Annotated in this window: 18 protein-coding genes; 3 read left to right on the top strand and 15 right to left on the bottom strand. The window is 71.8% G+C overall.

What is annotated here, in order from left to right; translation table 11 throughout:
• Window positions 1–2 precede the first annotated feature (2 nt).
• The 6 genes from ACQP2T_RS24625 to ACQP2T_RS24600 all read right to left on the bottom strand — a co-directional run bounded on the left by ACQP2T_RS24625 (window position 3) and on the right by ACQP2T_RS24600 (window position 5,747).
• Window positions 3–320, bottom strand: coding sequence for a non-heme iron oxygenase ferredoxin subunit (locus ACQP2T_RS24625; protein ID WP_225291368.1), 318 nt, complete (start codon window positions 318–320; stop codon window positions 3–5).
• Window positions 317–1,441: a Fe-S cluster assembly protein SufD gene (gene sufD, locus ACQP2T_RS24620; RefSeq protein ID WP_433518407.1), complete on the bottom strand. Its 1,125-nt coding sequence runs from the start codon at window positions 1,439–1,441 to the stop codon at window positions 317–319. Before sufD ends, ACQP2T_RS24625 begins: the two co-directional genes overlap by 4 nt.
• A complete protein-coding gene (gene sufB / locus ACQP2T_RS24615; RefSeq protein ID WP_433519825.1) occupies window positions 1,441–2,772 on the bottom strand; it encodes a Fe-S cluster assembly protein SufB in 1,332 nt (443 codons plus the stop codon). The genes sufD and sufB overlap by 1 nt, the downstream gene beginning before the upstream one ends.
• A 77-nt stretch (window positions 2,773–2,849) precedes the next feature.
• Window positions 2,850–3,566 (bottom strand): helix-turn-helix transcriptional regulator, encoded by a 717-nt coding sequence (locus ACQP2T_RS24610; RefSeq protein ID WP_433519824.1) that lies wholly within the window; start codon window positions 3,564–3,566, stop codon window positions 2,850–2,852.
• 91 nt (window positions 3,567–3,657) lie between these two features.
• Window positions 3,658–4,878: a multidrug effflux MFS transporter gene (locus ACQP2T_RS24605; RefSeq protein WP_433518406.1), complete on the bottom strand. Its 1,221-nt coding sequence runs from the start codon at window positions 4,876–4,878 to the stop codon at window positions 3,658–3,660.
• Window positions 4,879–4,970: 92 nt separating this feature from the next.
• A complete protein-coding gene (locus tag ACQP2T_RS24600) occupies window positions 4,971–5,747 on the bottom strand; it encodes a VOC family protein (protein ID WP_433518405.1) in 777 nt (258 codons plus the stop codon).
• A gap of 193 nt (window positions 5,748–5,940) precedes the next feature.
• On the opposite strand from ACQP2T_RS24600, the gene ACQP2T_RS24595 reads away from it, so the two are divergent.
• Both ACQP2T_RS24595 and ACQP2T_RS24590 read left to right on the top strand, forming a co-directional pair.
• Entirely contained in the window at window positions 5,941–6,849 is a 909-nt protein-coding gene (locus tag ACQP2T_RS24595; RefSeq protein WP_433518404.1) for an ABC transporter ATP-binding protein, read from the top strand.
• Window positions 6,846–7,613: an ABC transporter permease gene (locus tag ACQP2T_RS24590; protein ID WP_433518403.1), complete on the top strand. Its 768-nt coding sequence runs from the start codon at window positions 6,846–6,848 to the stop codon at window positions 7,611–7,613. The genes ACQP2T_RS24595 and ACQP2T_RS24590 overlap by 4 nt, the downstream gene beginning before the upstream one ends.
• Window positions 7,614–7,689: 76 nt before the next feature.
• Here ACQP2T_RS24590 and ACQP2T_RS24585 read toward each other — a convergent pair whose 3' ends face one another.
• Window positions 7,690–8,859 carry an MFS transporter gene (locus ACQP2T_RS24585; RefSeq protein ID WP_433518402.1) on the bottom strand — a complete coding sequence of 390 codons (1,170 nt, stop codon included), beginning with the start codon at window positions 8,857–8,859 and terminating at the stop codon, window positions 7,690–7,692.
• Window positions 8,860–8,994: 135 nt separating this feature from the next.
• On the opposite strand from ACQP2T_RS24585, the gene ACQP2T_RS24580 reads away from it, so the two are divergent.
• A complete protein-coding gene (locus ACQP2T_RS24580) occupies window positions 8,995–9,912 on the top strand; it encodes an EamA family transporter (RefSeq protein WP_433518401.1) in 918 nt (305 codons plus the stop codon).
• A 44-nt stretch (window positions 9,913–9,956) separates the two neighbouring features.
• Here the strand turns inward: ACQP2T_RS24580 and ACQP2T_RS24575 are convergent, their stop codons facing one another.
• The 8 genes from ACQP2T_RS24575 to ACQP2T_RS24540 are packed head-to-tail and all read right to left on the bottom strand — an operon-like array spanning window position 9,957 to window position 17,310.
• A complete protein-coding gene (locus tag ACQP2T_RS24575; protein WP_225291377.1) occupies window positions 9,957–10,628 on the bottom strand; it encodes a GntR family transcriptional regulator in 672 nt (223 codons plus the stop codon).
• A 56-nt stretch (window positions 10,629–10,684) separates the two neighbouring features.
• Window positions 10,685–11,623, bottom strand: a complete 939-nt coding sequence (locus ACQP2T_RS24570; protein WP_433518400.1) for an ornithine cyclodeaminase family protein — start codon at window positions 11,621–11,623, stop codon at window positions 10,685–10,687.
• Window positions 11,620–12,585 (bottom strand): proline racemase family protein, encoded by a 966-nt coding sequence (locus tag ACQP2T_RS24565; RefSeq protein ID WP_433518399.1) that lies wholly within the window; start codon window positions 12,583–12,585, stop codon window positions 11,620–11,622. The genes ACQP2T_RS24570 and ACQP2T_RS24565 overlap by 4 nt, the downstream gene beginning before the upstream one ends.
• Window positions 12,582–13,598 carry a proline racemase family protein gene (locus tag ACQP2T_RS24560; RefSeq protein WP_358540512.1) on the bottom strand — a complete coding sequence of 339 codons (1,017 nt, stop codon included), beginning with the start codon at window positions 13,596–13,598 and terminating at the stop codon, window positions 12,582–12,584. The genes ACQP2T_RS24565 and ACQP2T_RS24560 overlap by 4 nt, the downstream gene beginning before the upstream one ends.
• On the bottom strand, window positions 13,595–14,488 hold the full coding sequence (locus ACQP2T_RS24555; protein WP_433518398.1) for a dihydrodipicolinate synthase family protein: 894 nt from the start codon (window positions 14,486–14,488) through the stop codon (window positions 13,595–13,597). The genes ACQP2T_RS24560 and ACQP2T_RS24555 overlap by 4 nt, the downstream gene beginning before the upstream one ends.
• A gap of 16 nt (window positions 14,489–14,504) precedes the next feature.
• Window positions 14,505–15,929 carry an NAD(P)/FAD-dependent oxidoreductase gene (locus tag ACQP2T_RS24550; RefSeq protein ID WP_433518397.1) on the bottom strand — a complete coding sequence of 475 codons (1,425 nt, stop codon included), beginning with the start codon at window positions 15,927–15,929 and terminating at the stop codon, window positions 14,505–14,507.
• A complete protein-coding gene (locus tag ACQP2T_RS24545; RefSeq protein WP_225291383.1) occupies window positions 15,926–16,168 on the bottom strand; it encodes a (2Fe-2S)-binding protein in 243 nt (80 codons plus the stop codon). Before ACQP2T_RS24545 ends, ACQP2T_RS24550 begins: the two co-directional genes overlap by 4 nt.
• Complete coding sequence (locus ACQP2T_RS24540) at window positions 16,165–17,310, bottom strand: NAD(P)/FAD-dependent oxidoreductase (protein ID WP_433518396.1); 1,146 nt, start codon at window positions 17,308–17,310, stop codon at window positions 16,165–16,167. The genes ACQP2T_RS24545 and ACQP2T_RS24540 overlap by 4 nt, the downstream gene beginning before the upstream one ends.
• Window positions 17,311–17,355 lie beyond the last annotated feature (45 nt).

The following is a 17,355-nucleotide window of genomic DNA, read 5'->3' as shown; positions in this document are numbered from 1 at the left end:
GTTTATGACTCCTTCGAGAGCGAGACGAGGACGTCGTCGCCGTCGATCTGGACTGTGTAGACGTTCACGGGTCGGATGGCGGGCGGGCCGGTGGGCTTGCCCGAGCGGATGTCGAAGCACGAGCCGTGCAGCCAGCACTCGAGCGTGCCGTCGTAGACCTCACCCTCGCTGAGCTTCACCTCGGCGTGGGAGCAGACGTCGTGCAGGGCGAACACCTCGCCGCCCTTGCGGACGAGCGCGACCGGGGTCTCCCCGACCTCCAGGCCGAGTACGCCCCCGTCGGGGATGTCCTCGACCTTGCACACCTTCTCGAAACTCATCGCGCGAGCTCCGCCTCCACCGCGTTCATGACGCGGTCACGGATCTCCGCCACCTGGATCTTCTCGATGAGCTGGCCGAGGAAGCCCCGGATGACCAGGCGACGGGCCTCGTCGAAGGGGATGCCGCGGGCCTGCAGGTAGAAGATGTGCTCGTCGTCGAGGCGCCCGGAGGCGCTGGCGTGGCCGGCGCCGGCCACCTCGCCGGTGAGGATCTCCAGGTTGGGCACCGAGTCGGCGCGGGCGCCGTCGGTGAGGATCAGGTTGCGGTTGAGCTCGTAGGTGTCGGTGCCCTCGGCCTCGACCCTGATGATCACGTCGCCGATCCACACGGCGTGCGCGTCCTCACCCTGCAGGGCGCCGCGGTAGTCGACGTTGCTCTTGCAGTGGGGCTGCGAGTGGTCGACCAGGAGGCGGTGCTCCAGGTGCTGGCCCGCGTCGACGAAGTAGACGCCGGACAGGTCGGCGTCGCCGCCGGGCCCGGTGTAGGACACGCTCGGCGACAGGCGCACCAGGTCGCCGCCCAGGGTCACCGCGAAGCCCCTGAACGTGGCGTCCTTGGCGAGCTGGGCGTGGTGGTGGGAGACATGTACGGAGTCGTCGTCCCAGTCCTGCAGGCTGACGACCTTGAGCGTGGCGCCGTCGCCGACGACGAACTCGATGTTGTCGGCGTAGACCGCGCTGCCCTGGTGCTCGATGACGACCACGGCCTCGGCCAGCGGCTCGACCACGACCACGATGTGGCCGTAGGTGGCCCCGTCGTTGCCGCCGCCGCGCACCTCGATACGGATGTGCTCGGCGGGCACCGACTCCTTGGGCACGGTCACGACCAGCGCCTTCTCGAAGGCGTTGTAGGCCTGCGCGCTGACGCGGTCGGCCGGCACGTACGCCTTGCCGATGCGCGCGTCCTCACGCCCGACCCACTCGGCGGTGACGCCCGCCGGGGTGTAGGCCTGGGTGAGCACCCGTCCGGTGATCTCCGCCTTGCCGCTGTGCAGGCCCTTCAGGCGGGACAGCGGCGTGAAGCGCCACGCCTCTTCGCGCCCTGTGGGGACCTCGAAGTCGTCCAGGTCGTAGGACGCCTTCTCGTGCAGGGTCGACAAGGGCTTCTCGGTCAGGCCCATCAGCCGACGGCTCCTTCCATCTGCAGCTCGATGAGGCGGTTGAGCTCGAGGGCGTACTCCATGGGGAGCTCGCGGGCGATCGGCTCGACGAAGCCGCGCACGATCATCGCCATCGCCTCGTCCTCGTTGAGACCGCGGCTCATGAGGTAGAACAGCTGGTCCTCGCTCACCTTGGAGACCGTGGCCTCGTGTCCCATCGAGACGTCGTCCTCGCGGACGTCGACGTAGGGGTAGGTGTCGGAGCGGCTGATCTGGTCGACCAGGAGCGCGTCGCACTTGACCGTGCTGGCGCTGCCGTGGGCGCCCTCTTCGATCTGCACCAGACCGCGGTAGGAGGTACGGCCGCCGCCGCGCGCCACCGACTTGGAGATCACGGTGGAGCTCGTGTGCGGAGCCAGGTGCACCATCTTGGACCCGGCGTCCTGGTGCTGGCCCTCGCCCGCGAAGGCGACGCTCAGCGTCTCGCCCTTGGCGTGCTCGCCCATCAGGTAGACGGCCGGGTACTTCATGGTGACCTTGGAGCCGATGTTGCCGTCGATCCACTCCATGGTCGCGCCCTCGTAGGCGACGGCGCGCTTGGTGACCAGGTTGTAGACGTTGTTGGACCAGTTCTGGATGGTCGTGTAACGGCAACGGGCGTTCTTCTTCACGACGATCTCGACGACCGCGGAGTGCAGCGAGTCGGAGGAGTAGATCGGCGCGGTGCAGCCCTCGACGTAGTGGACGTAGCTGCCCTCGTCGACGATGATCAGGGTCCGCTCGAACTGGCCCATGTTCTCGGTGTTGATCCGGAAGTAGGCCTGCAGCGGGATCTCGACCTCGACGTTCGGCGGCACGTAGATGAACGAGCCACCGGACCACACGGAGCTGTTGAGGGCGGCGAACTTGTTGTCGCCCACCGGGATGACCGAGCCGAAGTATTCCTTGAAGAGCTCCTCGTGCTCCCTCAGGCCCGTGTCGGTGTCGACGAAGATGACGCCCTTCTCCTCGAGGTCCTCACGGATCTTGTGATAGACGACCTCGGATTCGTACTGGGCGGCGACACCGGCGATGAGGCGCTGCTTCTCCGCCTCGGGGATGCCGAGCTTGTCGTAGGTGTTCTTGATGTCGTCGGGCAGCTCGTCCCAGGAAGCGGCCTGCTTCTCGGTCGAGCGCACGAAGTATTTGATGTTGTCGAAGTCGATGCCCGTGAGGTCGGAGCCCCAGGTGGGCAGGGGCTTCTTGCCGAACAGGCGGAGGCCCTTCAGGCGAAGGTCGAGCATCCACTCCGGCTCGTTCTTGAGCGCGGAGATGTTGCGGACGACCTCCTCGGACAGGCCACGCTTGGCCACCGCCCCTGCGGCATCCGAGTCGGACCAGCCGAACTTGTAATTCCCGAGGCCTTCCAGCTCCGGGCGGTCGGTGACAGTCACCTTCCGGTCTCCTTGCTTTTGTCGCTATGGGTGGCCCTGCTCGTCGCAAGACCCAGCGCGTGCGGGCTCACATGTGTGGTGCAGACCCCGTCGCCGTGCGCGATCGTGGCCAGGCGCTGCACGGGGGTGCCGAGCAGCTGCGCGAACGCCTCGGTCTCGGCCTCACACAGCTGCGGGAACTCCGCGGCCACGTGCGCCACCGGGCAGTGGTGCTGGCAGAGCTGGTCGCCGCCCAGATTGGCCTTGGTGGCCGAGGCGGCGTATCCATCCGCCGACAGCGCCTGCGCCAGCACTTGTACGCGCTGGTCGGCCGGCACCGTCCGCATGACCGGCTCCAGGCGCCGCAGCAGGCTGGACACCTGCGAACGGGCGAAGTCGGTCACGGCTTCCTCGCCCACGCGCTCGGCCAGGAAACGCAGCGCGCTACCGGCCAGGTCGTCGTAGGCGTGCTCGAAAGCACTGCGCCCCGCGTCGGTGATGGCGAACAGCTTGGCCGGCCGCCCTCTCCCGCGCTGCCCGCGCGGACGCACGGTGCGAGGCTCGATCATCCCGTCGGCCAGCAACGCGTCGAGGTGACGGCGGACGGCGGCGGGCGTGAGCCCGAGCCGCTCGCCCAGCGCGGCAGCCGCGACGGGACCGTGCTCAAGGATCAGCCGAGCCACACGGGCGCGGGTGCCGCGCTCGTGTCCATGTGACTCGATCGACGTGGGCACGTTTTTCACAACATCAGTGTGCCGTAATTCCTTCCCGGTTCACAAATGGATCCAGAAAGACGGGGAATGGAATTTCTCACGCAGGGTAGGCTTACCTAACTCTGCCGATGACCAGGAACGACACGGCCGAGCAGGCGATGAGCCCCAGCATCACCGAGGCCATCGGCACCGCCGTACCCGATCCCACCAGCCCGACCAGCGGCGCGGCCAGGGCGCCCAGCGCGAACTGGAGCACGCCGAGCAGGGCGGAGGCGCTGCCCGCGATCTGCTGCGGCTGGCTGGCCAGGGCCAGCGCGCCGGTGCCCGGAAGCACCAGGCCCTGGCCGCACATGATGACGAACAGCCCGGCGACGATGCCCGCCAGCCCCATGCCGATCGTGGCCGCGGCCAGCAGCAGCGCCGCGCCGGTCAGGCCCACGCACAGGCCGATGGCCACCAGCCGGGCCGGTGGCACCCGTCCCGAGAGCCGCCCGCCGACCTGCGCCATGAGGGTCAGGCCGAGCGCGTTGAGCCCGAAGATGAGCGAATACTGCTGCGGTGTGGCGTGGTAGACCTCCTGCAGCACGAATGGTGAGCCGGAGATGTAGCCGAACATGGCGGCGAAGGCCAGCCCGGCGGTCAGCGCGCCGCCCATGAACGAGCGGTCGCGCAGCAACTGCCAGAAGGTGCGCACGGTGTGGCCGAGCCCGCCGCTCTCCCGCTCGTAGGCGGGCAGCGTCTCACGCACCCCGCCGAGCACGGCCATGAGCAGCACGATGCCCGCCAGGCTCAGCGCGACGAACACCCCGCGCCAGGAGGTGAAGGCGAGCAGCTGCGCGCCCGCGATCGGGGCCAGGATCGGCGCGAGGCCGCTGACGAGCATGAGGGTGGCGAAGATGCGCGCGATGGCGGCGCCGTCGTACAGGTCGCGGACGACGGCCCGGACGATGACCAGGGCCGCGCCGCCGAGAATGCCCTGCAGCAGGCGGAAGACGATGAGCACGGGGACCGAGGGGGCGAAGGCGCACAGCAGCGAGGCGAGGGTGTAGCCGGCCACGCCCACGATCAGCGGCAGCCGGCGGCCGCGTACGTCGCTCACCGGCCCGGCGACCACCTGGCCGATGGAGACGCCGATGAGGCAGGCGGTCAATGTCAGCTGTACCTGGGCGGGCGTGCTGACCAGCTCACCGGTGATGGCGGGCAGCGCGGGCAGGTACATGTCGATCGAGAGCGGGCCGATGGCCGAGAGCGCTCCGAGAATGATTAACAGCAGTCCGCGGCGGTTGTCCTTGACGACAGGTGACGTGAGTGGCGTGGCTTCTGCCACGGACATGCGTGAACCCCTCTCCCTCGCAGGCGTGTGGCCCACGAGGGCCGAGGGATGAAACCAAACTCCGGTCTACCGAATTCCCGGTTATGGGATGTTTAGCTGATTTCGTGGAGTTGGATCACGGACAGTGCCGCGCCCTGCGGGTCGGTGAGCATGGCGAAGCGCCCGGGAGGCGCGTCCATGGCCCCGACCAGGATCGTGGCGCCCGCGCGCTCGGCCGCGGCGACGGTGGCGTCGAGGTCGTCGACGGCGAAGTACGTCATCCAGTGGGACGGTGTCTCCGGCGGATAGTTCGGCGACAGCTCGATCATGCCGGCGATGCTCGCCTCCCCGAGATGCCACTCGGTGTACTTGACGCCGTCCATCTCCTGGTGGTGCGGGGTCCAGCCGAAGACGGCCGGGTAGAACCGCTCCGCGCTCGCGACGTCGCGGCTGACGAGCTCGTTCCAGCAGAAGGAGACCGGCTCGTTGACCAGCTCGGCGCCGTTGTGGCGGCCGGCCTGCCAGGCCGACACGAACGACCCGTCGGGGGCCTGGAAGACGGCCATGGTGCCTTCCTCGAACACCTGCAGGGGCTCCACGACGACGGTCCCGCCCGCGTTCTTGACCCGGTCGGCGGTGGCGGCTGCGTCGTCGATGGCGATATAGGTGTTCCAGGTCGAGGGCATGCCTTCCCCCATGACGGGGCCCACTCCGGCGACCTTCTCGCCGTCGTAGGTGAACTGGCCGTAGCCCCCGGCCGCCGGGTCGTCGATCATCTCCGCCTGCCAGCCGAAGACGTCGTCGTAGAAGCGGACGGACGCCTCGACGTCGGTGCTCGACAGATCCACCCAGCACGGAACACCGGGCTCATAGCCACTACGCTGTGACATGGAAACCTCCTGTGATGTGGACGTCACTCTCAGACTTTCACTCCCGGTGGGGACTTTCCGGGAAACGGCCGGGTCAACAGCTGTCCATATCCGGCCACGCGATCGACCACGCGATCGGCCCGGTGATCAGTCGCGTGCGGGCCGGGCAGGGTTGCCAGCCGGACCGCCGCGGACAGTCCCTAAACTCGTGGCCATGGAATCCCCAGCCGTCGAGCTCATCGACCTGGTCAAGCGTTACGGCGGCGCCACGGCGATCGACGGCCTGACGCTGCGCGCCGAGCGGGGCGCGGTCACCGCCGTGCTCGGGCCCAACGGCGCCGGCAAGACCTCCACGGTCGAGATCTGCGAGGGGTTCCGCGAGGCCGACTCCGGCACCGTACGCGTCCTGGGCCTGCCGCCCGACCAGCCCGCGCTGCGGCCCCGGGTGGGCGTGATGCTCCAGGCGGGCGGCGTGCCGCCCGCGGTGCGCTGCGGTGAGTGGCTGCGCCTGGTCTCGCGCTTCTACGCCCGCCCGCTCGACGCCGGCGCCCTTCTGGTACGCCTCGGCCTGGCCGACCACGCCCGCACCCCTTACCGCCGCCTGTCGGGGGGCCAGCAGCAACGGCTCTCCCTGGCCGCGGCGGTGATCGGCCGGCCGGAGCTGGTCTTCCTCGACGAGCCGACGGCCGGGCTCGACCCGCAGGCCAGGCACGCCTGCTGGGACCTGGTGGGCGAGCTGCGGGCCGCGGGGGTCTCCGTGGTGCTCACCACCCACCACATGGACGAGGCCGAACGGCTGGCCGACCACGTGGTGATCATCGATCGGGGCCGGGTGGTGGCCGAGGGCAGCCCGGCGTCGCTGACCGGGGCCGAGCGGCAGCTGCGCTTCCGGGCCCGGCCGGGACTCTCGCTGGACGAGTTGCTCCACGCGTTGCCGGGGGGCAGCGCGGCCAAGGAGTCGCCCGCCGGCCACTACATCATCGAGGGCCAGGTGGGCCCGGAGCTGCTGGCGACCGTGACGACCTGGTGCGCCGCCGAGGGCGTCATGGCCGACGACCTGAGCATCGAGCGCCGCACGCTCGAAGACGTCTTCCTGGAGCTGACCGGCAGGGAGCTGCGATGACCACGCTCGACTTCACCCCCGCCCCGGCGGCGGCGCCGTTCGCCCGCATGGTGCTGGCGCAGGCGGCGGCCGAGACGCGCGCGACGCTGCGCAACGGCGAGCAGCTGCTGCTGACGCTGATCATCCCGGTGCTGCTGCTCGTCGGGTTCTCACTGGCTCCGCTGATCGACGTCGGCGGGGGCAGGCGCATCGACTTCCTCGCGCCGGGCGTGCTCGCGCTGGCGATCATGTCGACGGCGTTCACCGGGCAGGCGATCGCGACGGGCTTCGAGCGCCGCTACGGCGTGCTGAAGCGGCTCGGCGCGACTCCCCTGTCGCGGGCCGGGCTGCTGCTGGCCAAGACGGTGGCGGTGCTCGCGGTCGAGGGCGTCCAGGTCGTGGTGATCGTGGCGGTCGCGCTGGCGCTCGGCTGGCGGCCCCAGGGCTCGCCGGTGGGGGCGCTGCTGCTCGTGCTGCTGGGGACGGCGGCGTTCAGCGGGCTGGGGCTGCTCATGGCGGGCGTGCTGCGGGCCGAGGCGACGCTGGCCGCGGCCAACCTCGTCTACCTGGTGCTGCTCGGGGCGGGCGGGGTGATCTTCCCGCTGGCGAAGTTCCCCGCCGGGATGCGGCCGGCCCTGGAGGTGCTGCCGATCTCGGCGCTGACCGGCGGGCTGCGTTCCGTGCTCGCCGGGGGCGCGGCCGTGCCGCTGACGGCGCTGGCGGTGCTGGCCTCCTGGGCGGTGCTGTCGCTCGGCATCGCCGCGCGCACGTTCCGCTGGGAGTGAGCGGGGGCCTGAGCTGGGCCAGGCTTACAAGGTCCCAAGCTGAGCGGGCCGGTGTTGAGCGCGGCTGTACGGGGTGTCAGGCGCGGCCGGTGACGCTGTAGCGGTGGCGGCCGATGACGGCGACCACGGTGAGCGGCACCGCCAAGGCCGCCGAGACCCCGAACAGCAGCGCGTACCTGCCGTCCTGAGCCGCCGGGCCGCCCGCCCACGACGACACCGCGCTGCCGACGAACAGCGCCGCGGCGAAGAAGGCCACGCTGGTCCCCCTGGCGTTGGGCGCGACAGTGGTGATCCAGGTCTGCAGCGAGGAGTGCATGAACGACCACCCGACGCCCAGCAGCAGCGCGGTGGCGCCGACGGTCGCCAGGCTGACGTGGACGGCCACGAGCGCGTACCCGGCGCAGAGGTGCGCTCCACCGACGGCGATGAGCACGGGCGGGGACCACGTCCGCGACAGGCGTTTGACCAGTCTGCTGAACAGCCACAGGCCCACGCCGTAGGTGGCGGTGGCCAGACCGGCGACCGCCGCCCTGACCCCGTCGTGCTCCAGGGCCGTGGCGAGGAAGGACATCGTGCCGAGCAGCACCGCGCCCTCCACGAAGGCCAGCCCGAACACCAGCAGCGCCCACGGCTCGCGCAGCACCGCGCCCACGTGCCTGCCCAGCCCGCCGATCTCGGCCCGGGGCGGCTCGGGCAGGGAGCGCAGCGCGAGCGCGCAGGCCAGCGCGCAGGCCGCGGGAACGGTGAACGCCACGTGCCAGTCGACCAGGTCGGCGAGCACGCCGCCGAGACCGGTGGCCATGGCGATGCCCAGGGCTCCCGCGCCCATCAGGTCCGACAGGGCGCGCTGCCGTACGACGGGCGCGACCGTGTCACCGACGTACGTGAGCGAGGTCGGGATCACCGCGCCGAAGCAGGCGCCGGCCACGATCCTCGACACCACCAGCGCGCCCAGCACCGGCATCAGGGCGGAGGCCACCCCGGCCAGCGCGGCGCCGAACATCGCCGCCCGCATCACCCGCACCCGGCCGAACCGGTCGGAGAGCACGCCCCACAGCGGCTGCGTCAGGCCGTAGGCCAGGTAGTAGCCGCTGGCGACCGCGACCGCCGCCGACAGCGGGACGCCGAGGTCGGCGGCGATCAGGACGAGCATGGGGTTCACGGCGAACCGGTCGAAGCTGCTGACGAAAATGGCCACGGACAGCACGAGCGGGGGACGGACGAGGGAGGCCGGGGGTGCGGTCATAACTCCATGGTCAATTGTCGGCTTCAACGGTTAAGTGCGTATTAATACCACCCTAGTGGGGGAATGTCGGCCCAGCTCGGTACCGTTCTACCCGCCGTCCCGCTACTGAGCCCGTCGTGCCTACTGAGGAGTGCTGTGAGCGCCTTCGCCCTTGATGATCCCTTCGACCGGGGATCGGGCCTGCCCAGACCCGGCAGTGTGCTGCGCAGCGCCGCCGACTCGATCCCGCCTTCCGGGCTGGTACTGCTGGCGATCTTCTCCGTGCAGCTGGGGGCGGGCTTCGCCAAGGAGCTGTTCGCGGCGCTGCCGCCGAGCGCGGTGGTGTTCCTGCGCATCGCCGCGGGCGCGTTGATCATGGGCGCGGTGGCCAGGCCCAAGCTGAAGGGGATGTCGTGGCGTGACCTGGGAGTCGGGCTCACCTTCGGCGTGACGCTGGCACTGATGAACCTCTCGTTCTACGAGGCGATAGCGCGGCTGCCCTTGGGGATCGCGGTGGCGATCGAGTTCCTCGGGCCGCTGGGCGTGGCGGTGGCCGCCTCCAGGCGGCGGCTCGACCTGGTGTGGATCGGCCTGGCGGCGGCGGGCGTGGCGCTGCTCGCACCCTGGGGCCAGTCGGCGTCGGTGAGCTGGGCCGGAATCGGGTTCGCGCTGGGGGCGGGAGTGTTCTGGGGGGCCTACATCCTGCTGTCGGCCTCGGTGGGGCGGCGCTTCCCCGGCACCACCGGGCTGTCGGTCGCGATGATCGTGTCGGCCGTGGTGGTCGCGCCGGTGGGCATCGCGTCGGGCGGTGGCGACCTGCTCCAGCCGCATCTGCTGCTGATCGGGCTGGGGGTGGGGCTGCTGTCGTCGGTGATCCCGTACTCGCTGGAGCTGCAGGCGCTGCGGCGGATGCCGAAGCACGTGTTCGGCATCCTGATGAGCCTGGAGCCCGCGGCGGCCGCGCTGGTCGGCGTGCTGGTGCTGAGCGAGATGCTGCACGCGCAGCAGTGGGCGGCGATCATCTGCATCGTGGCCGCGAGCCTGGGCACGACCCGCGCGACGAAGAAGAAGTAGCCTCCCGGACGTGATCACTTGTCCGGGCCGGCCCGGACAAGTGATCAGTGCGGGTCGGCCCAGATGCCGCGGACGTGCTGGATGTGCTCGGACATGATGTGGCGGGCCGCCTCGGTGTCACCGGCCTTGAGCGCGTCGAGCAACGCGACGTGCTCGCGGGCCGAGTCCGACAGCGTGCCGCGCTCCGACAGCTGCGACAGGCCGTAGAGCCGGGCCCGGTTGCGCAGGTCCTTGACCACCTCGACCAGGTGGGCGTTGCCCGACAGCGTCAGCAGCTCCACGTGGAAGCGCAGGTCGGCGTCCACGTACGCGAGCAGGTCACCCCGCTCGGCGGCGGCGACGATCTCCTCGGCGACCGGCCGCAGCCGCTCGAAGTCGGCCGCGCGCGAGCTGTCGGCCAGGCGGGTCACGGTGGGCACCTCGATGAGCTGCCGGATCTCGGTCAGCTCGTCGAGATCGCGGTCGGACAGCTCGGTGACCCGGAAGCCCTTGTTGCGCACCGCCTCGACCAGGCCCTCCTTGGCCAGGTCGAGCATGGCCTCACGGACCGGCGTCGCGGAGACGCCGAACTGCGCGGCCAGCACCGGCGCGGAGTAGACCACCCCCGGGCGCATCTCACCCGTGATCAACGCGGCGCGGAGCGCGTGCGCGACCTGCTCGCGCAAGCTCTGCCGCTCGCCCACCATCGGCAGGTCGAGCCGGTCCTCGGCAGCCATCCGGCCATCCCTTCGCTCAGTACACGCCCGCTGATCACCCCCGCTGGGGCGCCCCGCTAAACCCACGCCTCGTACGCGGCCGCGGCGACCACCAGGTCCTCCCACGCCATCCCGGTGCTCTTGAACACGCGGGGACCGGTGCCCGCAGGAACCCGGCCGGCGATCAGGTCGGCGAGGTTCCCGGCGAGATGACCGGTGGTGATCGTACCTTGGCGCACCGGGATGACCACATCCCCCGCTTCGGCCAGTGCCGCCGACCTGGCCTCGACGACGACCGTGGCGCGGGCGACGAGGTCTCCGTCCAGCTCACGGGCCTCCGGTTCGTGCGATCCGACCGCGACCACCGTGGCGTCGTCGCGGACCAGCTCGCCGGGAAAGAGCGGCTCCCTGGCCGTGGTGCAGCAGGCGATCAGGTCCGCCTCCGCCACGGCGCTCAGGTCCGGATCCTTGCCGTGCACCGCGCGGGCCGACAGACCGTGGTCGCGGCAGCGGGCGGCCAGGCTCTCGGCGCGTTCGGGGTCGCGGCCGACGACCGTGACCCGTTCGACCGGCCGGACCGCGCCCAGCGCGAGGATGTGCCCCCACGCCTGCGGGCCCGTGCCGAACACCACCAGGTTACGCGCGTCCGGCCCGGCCAGGTGCTTGACGGCGAGCGCCGAGACCGCCGGGGTGCGCAGCGAGGTGAGCGTGATGCCGTCCATGGCGGCCAGCGGGCTCAGGGTGTCGCCGTCGAGCAGCAGGTACGTCCCCTGGATGCGGGGCAGCCCGCGCTCGGCGTTGCCGGGCGCGATGGTGACGGCCTTCACGCCCGCGTACCGTCCGGCGGCGGCGGGCATCAGCAGGAGCTGCCCGGCGGGCAGTTCGACGATCGGCCGCAGCGGCGTCTCCTCCGGATCGAGCCCGTCCCGCAGAGCCTCTTCCAGGATGCGTACGGCCCGCGCCACGGGCACCAGCCGCTCGATGGTGGCGGCGTCGAGGTAGGGCAGCGCGTTCACCGCAGCACGAACCCGGTGCCGAGGGGGTCTTCCGGATCGAGCTCGAAGGTGTGCCGCCCGGTGCGGTAGGCCATGCCCTCGATCTCGGCGACCACGCCCTGGTCGGTCACCTTCCCCACGGTGGCGACGAACGTGCCGCCCGCGATGCCGGTGTGGATCAGCGGACCCTGGTGGCCGTCGTCGTACAGCAGGGCGAGCCGGGCGGCCGTGCCGGACCCGCACGGCGAGCGGTCCACCTCGCCGTCGGCGAACACGGTCACGTTGCGCTGGCGCAATCCTTCCCCCGGTTCGTCCTCGTAGAAGATCACCCCGTAGACGCCGGACAGCCGGTCGTCCGACGGATGCCGCGTGGCCGGGTGGCCCGCCAGGGCGGCCTTGATCCGGCGGCCGTGGCCGACGAACTCCGTCAGGCTCCCGGCCTCGACGGACAGGCCGACGGCCGAGGCGGGCAGGGTGGCGTAGATGGCTCCGCCGTACGCCAGGTCGACCTCGACACCGGCGACGGGGAGGGCGCGCGCGATGGCGTACGACGGGACGTTGACGAAGGTCACCGACTCGACGCGATCCCGTGAGCCGCGGACGCGGGCGGTGACGCGGCCCGAGGGCACGTCGACGACCACGTCCGTCTCGCCGCCGGGGTCCGCCTCGACCAGGCCCTCGCGGACGGCGTGCACGCCGAGCGCGATCGTGCCGTGGCCGCAGGCGGTGGAGTAGCCGTCCTTGTGCCAGAACAGCGCGCCGAAGTGGGCGCCGCGGTCGTCGGGCGGGACCAGGAAGCAGCCGTACATGTCGGCGTGGCCGCGCGGCTCGTGGCAGAGCAGCCGGCGTACCCGCTCGGCCGGGCCGTCAGGTGCGGCGGCCCGGCGTTCGAGGACGGTGGCGCCCGGGATGTCCGGGGCGCCACCGGTGACGATCCTGAACGGCTCGCCGGCGGTGTGGTAGTCGACGGTGGTGACGCTCACAGCTCGAATCCCTCGGGGAACGGGTCGCGCGGGTCGAGGAAGTACTGGGCGGTGCCGGTGACCCAGGCGCGCCCAGTGATGGCCGGCACGACCGCGGGCCGCCCGCCGACCGTGGTCTCCCCCAGCAGACGGCCGATGAAACGGGTGCCGATGAACGATTCGTTGACGAACTCGCCGCTGCCCGGCCCCTCGCTCACGGCCAGCTGGCCACGGGCGTGCAGCTGGGCCATCCGGGCGCTGGTGCCGGTGCCGCACGGCGAGCGGTCGAACCAGCCCGGGTAGATGGCCATCGCGTGCCGCGAATGGTGCGCGTCCGAGCCCGGCGCGGCGAAGTAGACATGGTGGCAGCCCCGGATGCGGTCGTCCTCCGGGTGCACGGGCTCGTCGGCCGCGTCGATCGCCGCCATCGTGGCCAGCCCGGCGGCCAGGATCTCGTTCTTGGCCTTGCGGTCGAAGGGCAGGCCGTAGTCGTCGAGGTCGACGATCGCGTAGAAGTTGCCGCCGTACGCCAGGTCGTAGCGGATGTCGCCGAAGCCGGGCACCGTGACGACGGCGTCGAGCCGGTCGCTGTAGGCGGGCACGTTGCGCAGCGTCACCGACATGGCCATGCCGTCCTTGACGGCCACGTCCACCTCGACGAGCCCGGCGGGCACCTCCAGGCGCACGGTGGTGACCGGCTCGACGACCTCCACCATGCCGGTCTCCACCAGCACGGTCGCCACCCCGATGGTGCCGTGGCCGCACATCGGCAGCAGCCCGGACACCTCGATGAACAGCACGCCCCAGTCGGCGTCGGGCCGGGTGGGCGGCTGCAGGATGGCGCCGCTCATGGCGGCGTGGCCGCGCGGCTCGTTCATCAGCAGCCTGCGGATGTGGTCGAGGTGGTCGCGGAAGTAGACGCGCCGCTCGGCCATGCTCGCGCCGGGGATCACGCCCACGCCGCCGGTGATCACGCGGGTGGGCATGCCCTCCGTGTGCGAGTCGACCGCGTGGAAGACCCGCTTCGTCCTCATCGCATGCCCTCCGCGAGTGCCTTCTCCGTCGCGCCGCGTACGGCCGCCTCCTGCGTCTCGGTCAGCGGCACGCGCGGCAGGCGGCAGGGCCCGCCGTGACGGCCCGCGATGTCCATCGACAGCTTGATGGCCTGTACGAACTCCGTCTTGGAGTCCCAGCGAAGCAGCGGGTGGAGCGTACGGTACAGGGGCAGCGCGGTCTCGAGGTCACCGGCCAGCGCGGCCCGGTAGAGGGCGACGCTGGAGGCGGGCAGCGCGTTGGGGTAGCCGGCGACCCAGCCGACGGCCCCGGCGACGGCCAGTTCCAGCAGCACGTCGTCGGACCCGATCAGCACGTCGAGGCCGGGGGCCAGCTCGCCGAGCTCGTAGGAGCGGCGCGGGTCGCCGCTGAACTCCTTCACGGCCACGATCAGGCCCTCGCCGTACAGGGTGGCCAGCAGCGCGGGCGTCAGGTCTACCTTGGTGTCGTACGGGTTGTTGTAGGCCACGATCGGCACTCCGGCCTTGGCCACCTCGCGGTAGTGCGCGATCACGGAGCGCTCGTCGGCCCGGTAGGCGTTGGGCGGCAGCAGCAGCACCGAGCCGCAGCCGGCCGCGGCGGCACGCTCGGCCCACAGCCGCGACTCCGCCGCGCCGTACGCGCCGGCGCCCGCCATCACGTTCGCCCCGCCGACCGCCTCGACGGCCGTCTCGATGACCTTGGCCCGCTCCTCGGCGGTGAGCGTCTGGTACTCGCCCAGCGACCCGTTGGGGACCACCCCGTCGCAGCCGTTCTCGACCAGCCAGCGGCAGTGCTCCGCATAGCCGTCGAAGTCGACGGACAGGTCCTCACGCAGAGGGAGAGCCGTGGCCACCATGACACCGTGCCAGGATTTAATGCGATTTGTCATTAAAGAGTCCTCCAAATCAGGGTGTGTCGAGCTTGAGCTCGGCGAGTTCGCCGAGAGAGATGGGTTGCGCGATGGGGCGGCGAGGGGGCCGGGGCGACTCCCCGGCCAGGCAGGCGACCGCGTAGCCGCAGACGCGGCCCTGGCACCAGCCCATGCCGGGCCTGGCCAGCAGCTTGACCGAGCGCGCGTCGGTGGCGCCGAGCTCCAGCGCCGCGCGTACACGGGCGACCGGCACCTCCTCGCACCGGCACACCAGCGTGTCGTCGCGCAGCCAGCCCTGCCAGCCCGGTTTGACCGGATACGCGTGATGCAGCGCCTCGCCGAACGCGCGCATCCGCCGCCGCCGTCTGGCCAGCACGCCGGGCACCGGCTCACCGGCCACGGCCAAGCCGGCGATGCGGCCCTCCAGCTCGGCCAGGTACCGCCCGCCCACGCCGACCGGCTCGCCCGCCGCCCAGACGCCGTCCGCCGTGGTGCGCTGGCGCTCGTCCACCGCGATCACCGGCATGCCGTCCGCGTCCTGGCGGGTCTCACAGCCGAGCTCGACGCCGAGCTCGATCTGGGGGACGAAGCCGTAGCCGACGGCCAGCGTGTCGCAGGCCAGCTCGCGGGTGGCGAGCACGTTCCAGTCGGCGTCGAGCCGCGCGACGGTGACCGCCTCCAGCTCGCGCTCGCCGTGGGCGGCGATCACCGCCTGGTGTGTCCGGTACGGCACGCGGTGCCGGGCCATGGCCAGCCCGTAGCCCGCCGCCTCCCCGGCCTTGCCCGCGGCCAGCAGCGGATGCCGGGCCAGGCCCAGGCCGCCGTTGGCCTCGAACACGCCCAGCACCTTGGCTCCCGCCCCCGCCAGGCCGGTGGCCACGGGCAGCAGGAACGGCCCGGTGCCGGCGACGACCACCCGGCCGCCCGCGACGACGCCATTGCCCTTGAGCAGCGCCTGGGCGCCGCCCGCCGTCAGGACGCCGGGCAGGTCCCAGCCGGGGAACGGCAGCGGCCGGTCGTGGGCGCCGGTGGCGATCAGGAGGTCGCGGCAGCGGATCGCGACCGCGCGGCCGTCCGGGGTCCGGCAGTGGACGGTCAGCCGGTCGCCGTCCCGCGTCACGGTCCACACCTGGTGCCCGAGCAGGACCTCGGCCCGCTCGCCGAGCGCGCGGGCCTGCCTCAGGAACCGCTCCAGACCCGGTGTGCCGCCGCGCGCCGCTCCGGCCTGGTGACGGAAGTACTGGCCGCCGAGGCGGGCACCCGAGTCGACGAGGACCACGCTCAGGCCGCGCAGCGCCGCCGTCAGGGCTCCCGCCACTCCGGCGGGCCCACCACCGATAACGGCGAGGTCGCACGTGTAGTCGCCGGAAAACCGGTCGCCACGAATACCATCGTCGCGAACACCGTTGTCGGGGCTGCGGTCGTCGGGCGCGCCCACACGGTCGTCGGTGGGGCTCATGCGGTCGTCACCTCGTCTCCGGGCCGGGCCTCCAGCAGGCAGGCGCGTTCTGGTGGGCGGCCGTTCACCGTGATCAGGCAGTCGAAGCAGACGCCGATGCCGCAGAACAGGCCGCGCGGCCGCCCGCCGAAGCGGGTGGTCCGCCAGGCGCGGACTCCGGCGGCGTGCAGGGCCGCGCCGATCGTCTGCCCCGGCTCGACCGGCACGGCCCGGCCGTCGATCGTGATCTGGAAGGTCACGCGGACTCCTCGGTCGCGAAGCGGTCCGGGCGGAAGGGGGACAGGTCGAGTTCGGGCTGGGCGCCGGTCAGCAGCTGGGACAGCAGGAGCCCGGTCGCGGGCGCGAGCCCGATCCCGGCCCCTTCGTGCCCGCACGCGTGATACAGCCCGGGCGCGCGCGGATCCGGCCCGATCACCGGCAGATGGTCCGGACAGTACGGCCGGAACCCGCAGTACGACCGGATCACCCGCACCTCCCGCAACGCCGGGAACAGGGCGACGGCCTGGGCCGCCAGCCGGGCCAGCACCCGGGGCGAGGTCGTGCGGTCGAAACCCACCCGCTCCCGGCTCGCCCCGATGAGCACGGTCCCCGCCGGGGTGCCCTCGACGACGGCCGAGGTCTCCAGGTCGGCGGAGTCGCTGGCCACGTTGGTGACGTAGGCGGCGGTGTAGACCTTGTGCCGGATCAGCGGCTCGCGCAGCGGCTCGGTGACGAGGATGAACCCGCGCCTGGGCAGGACCGGCAGCGCCACGCCCGCGAGCCCGGCGATCTCACCGCCCCACGTGCCGGCCGCGTTGATCACCGCGCCGCCGAGGATGTCGCCCTGGTCGGTACGTACGCCCGTCACCCGGTCCCCAGACCGGGTGAACCCGGTCACGGTGACGCCGGTGCGCAGGTGGAGCGTGCCGTGGCCATAGCTCTCCGCGCCGTGCCTGAGCAACTGCGCAGCGGCCAGCATGGGCTGCACCTGGGCGTCCTGCGGGTAGTGGACGCCGCCCGCGAGCCCCTCGGCCAGGTGCGGCTCGTAGTCGCGCAGGCCGGAGGCGGGCACGACGGCGTACTCGACGCCCTGCTTGCCCGCCAGCCCGACCAGCTGCCGCTGGACCTCGTCGGTCTCGGCGACGACCAGGCCGCCCTTGGGCTCGTACTCGAACCCGCCCAGCGCGGCCAGCTCGCCCCACAGGCGGTTGGACAGCAGCGCGAGGTCCAGCTCCGGGCCCGGCTCCTTGTCCGAGACCAGCACGTTGCCCTCGCCCGCGCCCGTGGTGCCGCCCGCGACGGGGCCGCGGTCCACCACGGTCACGTCCAGCCCGGCCCGTGCGGCGTAATAGGCGCACGCGGCGCCCACCACTCCGGCGCCGATGACGATCACATCCGACATCCTCACCTCCCATCTGTAATATGTCACATACCCATGCCGCTTGAG

Source organism: Nonomuraea sp. CA-143628, assembly GCF_050942315.1.
Lineage (GTDB): Bacteria > Actinomycetota > Actinomycetes > Streptosporangiales > Streptosporangiaceae > Nonomuraea.
The sequence above is the reverse complement of the archived record's forward strand: the minus strand, read 5'-3'. Positions and strand labels throughout refer to the sequence as shown.